The following is a 5798-nucleotide window of genomic DNA, read 5'->3' on the forward strand; positions in this document are numbered from 1 at the left end:
ACGACTACAAACGGCATGGCACGACGACGCTGTTCGCGGCGTTGGAGATCGCGACCGGCCACGTCACCGGCGCGGTCAAGCCCAAGCACCGCCGGCAGGAGTTCCTGGCCTTCCTGCGCCAGCTCGATCGCGCCTACCCGGAGCAGGATCTGCATCTGGTGATGGACAACTACGCCACCCACAAGACCCCGGAGGTGAAGGACTGGCTGGAGAAGCACCCCCGGTTCCACGTGCACTTCACTCCGACATCCGGGTCATGGCTGAACCTCGTCGAGGTCTGGTTCGGCATCATCGACAAGCAAGCCATCCGCCGCGGCGTCTTCACCTCGGTGAAGGACCTGAACGCGAAGATCCGGCAATTCATCACCGGCTGGAACGACCGCAAACACCCCTTCGTCTGGACCAAGACCGCCGACGAAATCCTCAAGAAAGCGAACCGTCAACCAACTTCAGAAACGCGACACTAGCTTGGGCTTGACTTTTGAGTTCGACTCCATTATGAATGATCAAGGAGAGGAAATCATCACTCCGTCGGAAAACGAGGAGTGTAATGAAGAAAATCTCATCGATATCACTCGCTTTTGCGCTCACGCTGGGACTTGGATTTAGTGTGATCTTCGGGGCGAATGCAGCAGTCGCATCCGACGATTTCGGTGAGGTGAACATCGAAGACGCAACTGAAGATGCAGTCGAGAGATACTATGGCGAAGAAGGTGTCGATTTAAAAATCGAGACAAACGATGCGCAGTTTGGCCTGTCTCCGGAAGGGCTTGATGGCCAATCGTTTACCGTGACCGCCGACATTCCCATCGAATCAACGCTTTACTCAGATGAAACTCAGACCGGAGCTCGTCTGATAACGACGATTCATAGTGAGCCTTTGACGTCTACGGATATCGCAACGACATCCTATGAGATCGATGGCATCGCGGACCCGTATCTCGTCAAAGTCGACGATGCCTACAAAATGCTTGATGCCAATGATCGTTACGTCGTTGATCTGGCCGAGCCATGGGCGGTAGACGCAAATGGCGTATCGCTCTCGACGGAATATAGGCTAGAAGACAACATTCTCACACAGACGATCGATTACACTGGCGCGGTTTTCCCCGTGGTTGCGGACCCGGCATGGAACTACAGTGTCGATCATGCATCCTTTTACCTGATAACCGGTAAGGAAAAAGCGACTCCTGCGCGGGTTATGGCGGAGCTTCGCCGATGCTTCAACTGCAGTTTCCCCGTAGCGGGAGCTCCGAAGGCGTTCCCTGCCCTGAACCAGAACATTACACTGAACGCAAGCCCTTTCTCGTTTACCAAAATTCCCGCACCGGTGCGAGTGAGCGCAATCGTCAGCAATGGGTTCAATTTTCGAGCACTAGCGGGTCATTTTGATGGGAAGGACTCAACGATCAATTTCCGCTTCTACAATGATAGATCCGGATGGTTGCACATCTCGGTCAGTGCACATATTAAGGTCGACAGAGGCGCGGCTGCTAATGCTGTCAACCAGGCGGTTGCGGGGGAGACGTGGGCCGCGTTCCTTGCCAATCTGATTCGAAGACCAGCGCTGTAGAACGCCGATGGTTTCGGGATCTATTGGCAAAATCAGGTTGCTCGTCGCAGGGGCTTCCGGAGCGGTGTGCGGAGTGGCTCTGGCGGCGCTCTCGGTCCCGGACGCCGACTCTGCGAATGCGCCATGGGGAATATTGTTGTGGGGTATTCCGGTAGGTATCGTCTTCGGGTGTGTTGCGGGACTAGGCATCTGGCACGTAGCGCATTTGTTGATTCTGAAGTTTATCCGAATTTCCTTCTTGGCGGCGTCCCTGATGTTACTTGTCCCGTGCCTGTTAAGCGCAGGAGTTGCTTTTTCTGCATTTGGTGCGGACCATCCGTTGTCAATTCCCGCTGCGATTATGGGCGGGGCATTCGCGCTGGTCGGAGGCGGTCTTGAATTGCTGTGTCACGCCAAGGTGGACGCGCAGGGCGACCAGGCGCGGTAATTCAATAGTCGTGGGCCACGACGAACGCCCTTTATCGATATCTGGTAGGTGGCGCCATACTTCCCGTGAGCGGCTACTGCGCCGCGTACGCGTCGGCGACCTCGAGTGCCTCGTCGATCGCGGCGAGACCGCGCACGAGCTCGTCCTCGCTGATCACCAGCGGGGGAGCGACATGCACGCGGTTGAAGTGCGTGAACGGCCACACCCCGGCCTTCTTCGCGGCTGCGGCGAAGGCGCCCATGGGGGCGGCATCCGCACCGGTCGCGTTGAACGGCACCAGCGGCTCGCGGGTCTCCTTGTCGCGCACCAGTTCGATCGCCCAGAACAACCCGTGGCCGCGCACCTCGCCGACCGACGGGTGCTTGTGCACCCACGACCGCAGCGTCGGCTCCACCACCCGCGCACCGAGATCGCGCACGCGCTCGAGGATGCCGTCACGGCGGAACACCTCGAAGGTCGCAACCCCCGCCGCGCACGCGAGCGGGTGACCCGAGTACGTGAGGCCGCCGGCGAACGGCACGGTGTCGAACGCCTTCGCGATGCGCTCGGAGATCACGACACCGCCGAGCGGCACATAGCCGGAGTTCACGCCCTTCGCGAAGGTGATCAGGTCGGGACGCGCATCGAACGCGTCGATGCCGAACCACTCGCCCAGGCGCCCGAAGCCGACCATGACCTCGTCGGCGATGTACACGATGCCGTAGCGGTCGCAGAGCTCGCGCACGCCCTGCAGGTAGCCGGGCGGCGGGATGAGCACGCCGTTGGTGCCGACCACCGTCTCGATGATGATCGCCGCGATCGTCTGCGGGCCCTCGAGCTGGATCGTCTGCTCGAGGTGCGCGAGCGCGCGCTCGGCCTCCTGCTCCGGGGTCTCTGCGTGGAACGGCGAGCGGTACAGGTACGGGCCGAAGAAGCGCACGGCGCCAGAGTCGACCGTGTCGTTCGCCCAGCGGCGGGGGTCGCCGGTGAGCGAGATCGCGGTGGCGGTGGAGCCGTGGTAGCTGCGGTACATCGACAGCACCTTGCGGCGGCCGGTGGACTGCCGCGCCATGCGCACGGCGTACTCGTTCGCCTCGGCGCCGCCGTTCGTGAAGAACACCTTCTCGAAGCCATCGGGGGCGACCTCGGCGATGAGGCGGGCGAGCTCGCCGCGCACGTCGTTCGCCATCGACGGCTGGATGGTCGCAAGACGCCCCGCCTGCTGCTGGATCGCGGCGACGAGATCGGGATGCTGGTGCCCCAGGTTCAGGTTCACCAGCTGACTCGAGAAGTCGAGGTAGGCATGGCCCGTGTAGTCCCAGAATGTTGCGCCAAGGCCTGCAGCCACCGGTAGCGGGTCGATGAGGCCCTGGGCGCTCCAGGAGTGAAAGACGTGTCCTCGGTCGTCTGCGCGCACCTGGGCGTCAGCCTCGGGGGCGGGGAGCGCGTGGGAAGCGCCGAACCGGTCGGTGTAACTGGTCATGTCGATGCTCTCCTGACGCTCAGTGGTTGCTCGGGAAGCCGAGGTCGATCTGCGAGGGGGTGTGGTCGGGCCAGCGGGTGGTGACGACCTTGGAGCGGGTGTAGAAGTGGATCGACTCGGGGCCGTAGATGTGCGAATCCCCGAACAGCGAATCCTTCCATCCGCCGAAGGAGTATGCGCCGATCGGCACGGGAATCGGCACGTTCACGCCGACCATGCCCACTTCGATGTCGAACTCATACTGGCGGGCGGTGCCGCCGTCGCGGGTGAAGATCGCCGTACCGTTGCCGAAGGCGTTGGAGTTGACCAGGTCGACCGCCTCGGCGTACGTCTCGACGCGCACGACCGAGAGCACAGGGCCGAAGATCTCGTCGTCGTACACCTTCATGCCGGGCTTCACGTCGTCGATCAGACTGACGCCGATGAAGAAGCCGTCGGCGTCGAACTGCTGGGCCGTGCCGTCGACGACGACCTTCGCGCCCTCGGCCTCAGCCCCCGTGACGTAGGAGGCCACCTTGTCGCGGTGCTCGCGGGTGATGAGCGGGCCCATTTCGCTGGCGGCATCCGTGCCGTCGCCGATCGTGAGCCCCCCGATGCGGGAGGAGATCGCCGAGACGAGGTCGTCAGCGATGTCGCCGACCGCGACGAGCACCGAGACGGCCATGCAGCGCTCGCCGGCCGAGCCGTACGCGGCGGAGACCGCAGCGTCGGCGGCGGCGTCGATGTCGGCGTCCGGCATCACGACCATGTGGTTCTTGGCGCCGCCCAGGGCCTGCACGCGCTTGCCGTTCGCGGAGGCGCGCTGGTAGATCGAGCGGGCGATCGGGGTGGAGCCGACGAAGCTGATGGCGTTGACCCGCGGCGAGTCCAGGAGCGCGTCGACGGCCTCCTTGTCGCCGTTGACGACGTTGAGGACGCCGGCCGGGAGTCCGGCCTCCGCGAAGAGCTTCGCGATGAAGATCGCCGCAGAGGGGTCCTTCTCACTGGGCTTGAGCACGACCGTGTTGCCGCAGGCGATCGCCGAGGCGATCATCCACAGCGGCACCATCACCGGGAAGTTGAACGGCGTGATCGCCGCGACCACGCCCACCGGCTGCTTCACGGAGTGCACATCGACCCCGCCGGAGACCTGCTCGCTGCGCTCGCCCTTGAGCAGGTGCACGAGGCCGGCCGCGAACTCGACGTTCTCGATGCCGCGCGAGACCTCGCCGGCGGCATCCGAGAGCACCTTGCCGTGCTCGCTCGTGACGATCGCGGCAAGCTCCGGCGTGCGCTCCTTGAGCAGCTGGCGCAGGCGGAAGAAGACGTCGGCGCGCTTGATGAGGCTCGTGCCGCGCCAGGAGGGAAGGGCCGCTGCCGCGGCGGCGATGGCCTGCTCGACCTCGGCCGTGGAGGCGAACGCGACCTCCTTGGTGACCTCGCCGGTGGCGGGGTTGAAGACCTGACCGGTGCGGGCCGCCTCTGCGGTCTCGACCCCGTTGATGACGTGACGGACGATGTCCACGGTTCTCCTTCGAGCTTCTGTGCGCTGCTCGAACACTCTGGCCGAGGTTCGCTACGCTGGTTCTCCTCAATGATCACAGAGCAGATCGGCGGATCATGGTGTCAGATCGTCAGGAGATCGCGCGCAATCATACAGATCGTCCGGACCCCGTCGGAGCGCTGCTCACGGTGGCGGACGTGCTCGCCGAGCCGGTGCTGCAGGCCGGTGCGCCCGAGGTGGTCGTCGGCGGCGCCGCGCTTCACGCGGAGGTGCGCTGGGCGCACGCCTCCGACAGTGCCGGTGTCGCCCGGCTGCTCGACGGCGGCGAGCTGCTGCTGAGCACCGGGGCGGGGTGGCCCGCCGACGACGTCGCCCTGCGGGAGCTCGTGCGGGCGCTCGGGCGGGCGGGCATCGCCGGCATCGTCGTCGAGCTGGGCGACGCGCTGCGGACGATCCCCGAGGCGGTGGCTCGCACCTGCGCTGAGCTCGGCCTGGCGCTGGTGGCCCTCACCCGCGAGGTGAAGTTCGTCGCCGTCACCGAAGCCGTGCACCGCGCGCTCATCGCCGCGCAGACCGACGCGCTGGGCGAGCGCCAGCGCCTGCACGAGCTGTTCACCGCACTGAGCCTGCAGGGCGCTCCCGCCGACGTCGTCGTGGCCGAGACGGCCAGGGCGCTGGGGGCGCCGGTCGTGCTGCAGAACCTCGCGCAGGAGGTCATCGCCCTCGAGGGCCTGCGGATGCCGGTGGCCGAGGTCATCGCAGGCCTCGGCGAGGCCGAGCCGGTGCCCGTCGAGGCGCGCGGCGTGCGGTGGGGCACGCTCTCGGCGCTGCCGGGGCCCGCGCACCCGGCCGG

At 64.9% G+C, this 5798-nt stretch carries 5 protein-coding genes; 3 read left to right on the forward strand and 2 right to left on the reverse strand.

The genetic code is table 11. From position 1 onward, the window contains the following. Together QM568_RS14400 and QM568_RS14405 are read left to right on the forward strand one after the other, a co-directional pair. Window positions 1–467 (forward strand): IS630 family transposase (locus QM568_RS14400; protein WP_415139867.1); only part of this gene is annotated, 467 nt, incomplete at its 5' end. An 83-nt stretch (window positions 468–550) separates the two neighbouring features. Continuing rightward, entirely contained in the window at window positions 551–1573 is a 1023-nt protein-coding gene (locus tag QM568_RS14405; protein ID WP_415139868.1) for a hypothetical protein, read from the forward strand. A 500-nt stretch (window positions 1574–2073) separates the two neighbouring features. On the opposite strand, the gene QM568_RS14410 is transcribed toward QM568_RS14405, so the two are convergent. Continuing rightward, window positions 2074–3462, reverse strand: a complete 1389-nt coding sequence (locus tag QM568_RS14410; protein ID WP_415139869.1) for an aspartate aminotransferase family protein — start codon at window positions 3460–3462, stop codon at window positions 2074–2076. 19 nt (window positions 3463–3481) lie between these two features. Continuing rightward, complete coding sequence (locus QM568_RS14415) at window positions 3482–4966, reverse strand: CoA-acylating methylmalonate-semialdehyde dehydrogenase (protein ID WP_415139870.1); 1485 nt, start codon at window positions 4964–4966, stop codon at window positions 3482–3484. A gap of 95 nt (window positions 4967–5061) precedes the next feature. On the opposite strand from QM568_RS14415, the gene QM568_RS14420 reads away from it, so the two are divergent. Then, on the forward strand, window positions 5062–5798 hold a 737-nt coding region (locus QM568_RS14420), incomplete at its 3' end, for a PucR family transcriptional regulator ligand-binding domain-containing protein (protein WP_415139871.1).

The sequence above is a fragment of the Microbacterium sp. genome (genome assembly GCF_047607465.1).
GTDB lineage: Bacteria > Actinomycetota > Actinomycetes > Actinomycetales > Microbacteriaceae > Microbacterium.